We start from the raw sequence: 1176 nt of genomic DNA on the forward strand, positions 1-1176 counted from the left end.
TGCCCACCGAAGCCTTGAGGGCTGCGTTTTGTAGCAAGATCGCGGTCGGCACTTCATCGGGACCCGCATGGTTGAACGAACTTCAGGTTCGCATCACAAGGGAGGGTCGAGGAAGATGGCCAAACGTAACACGATCTGTGCCGGAATCGATACCAGCAAAGATAAGCTCGACGTGGCGCTCGATGGCAGTTCGGAGGAGCTGCAGGTCAAGAACACGGCGGAAGGCCACCAGGAGCTGGTGGAGTGGCTGAAGCGCCACAAGGTCAAGCGGGTTGGGATCGAGGCAAGCGGTGGTTATGAGCAGGCGGCGGTCGCCGAACTGCGACGCCAGCGGTTTGTCGTCATCGTGTTTCAGCCGATCCAGGTCCGCGCCTATGCCACGTTCCATTTGCAACGGGCCAAGAACGACAAAATGGATGCCGCATTGATTGCGGCCTGCACCGCCGCGGTCAAGAAGATCCATCCCGCTCCAGACCCCCGGCTGCAGCCTTTTGCCGTGCATCTGACGATGATCGACCAGATCAAGGAGGACATCGCAAAGCTCAAGAACCGGCTGGAGAGCTGCCATGACGAACGTATCCAGAAGTTCTGGAAGGAGCAGATCGCTCTGTTGGCCAAGCACAGACGAGCCGAGTTCAAGGCCCTGGTGGCAGCGATCCGCAAGCATCGCGATCTCGCCGCACGGCTCGATCTGATCTACAGCGTTGGCGGCAGCGGCTTGCCGACCGCGGTTGCCATCTTGATCAGGATGCCCGAGATCGGTCAGATCACCCGCGAGCAAGCCGCAGCCCTCACCGGGCTTGCGCCCTACGATGACGACAGCGGCAAGCATGTCGGCGCCCGCAGGATTGACGGCGGACGCCAGCGCTTGCGTCAGGCGCTCTACACCGCAGCTCTTCCGGCATCCTTCCGCTGGAATCCGCAGCTCATGGCCCTGTACAGCCGGCTGATCGCCGCCGGCAAGGGCCACAAGCGCGCGCTGGTCGCCTGTGCCAGGAAGCTGATCGTCATCATCAACGCCGTCGTCGCCCGCGGAACACCGTGGGTCGCCGAACCGCCCAGAACCGCGATCGTGTCCGTCACCTGCTCTCGCACCTGATCTCGTTTCTTTGTTCGATCCGGCGACTGTTTCTTCGTCCCGACCTGCCCTCAAGACCACGCCGCGCGCCGCCGCCG

At 62.4% G+C, this 1176-nt stretch carries 1 protein-coding gene; it reads left to right on the forward strand.

Going from position 1 to position 1176, the window contains the following annotated elements; genetic code table 11:
- Window positions 1-115 precede the first annotated feature (115 nt).
- Window positions 116-1099, forward strand: a complete 984-nt coding sequence (locus tag AABA86_RS33600; RefSeq protein WP_338309792.1) for an IS110 family transposase — start codon at window positions 116-118, stop codon at window positions 1097-1099.
- Window positions 1100-1176: the final 77 nt, after the last annotated feature.

The sequence above is a fragment of the Bradyrhizobium sp. TM233 genome (genome assembly GCF_036247965.1).
Classification (GTDB): Bacteria; Pseudomonadota; Alphaproteobacteria; order Rhizobiales; family Xanthobacteraceae; genus Bradyrhizobium; species Bradyrhizobium ottawaense.

Excerpts from the sequence above, each read along its gene's own strand:
- AABA86_RS33600 (WP_338309792.1), top strand. The coding sequence starts at position 116 with ATGGCCAAACGTAACACGATCTGTGCCGGAATCGATACCAGCAAAGAT.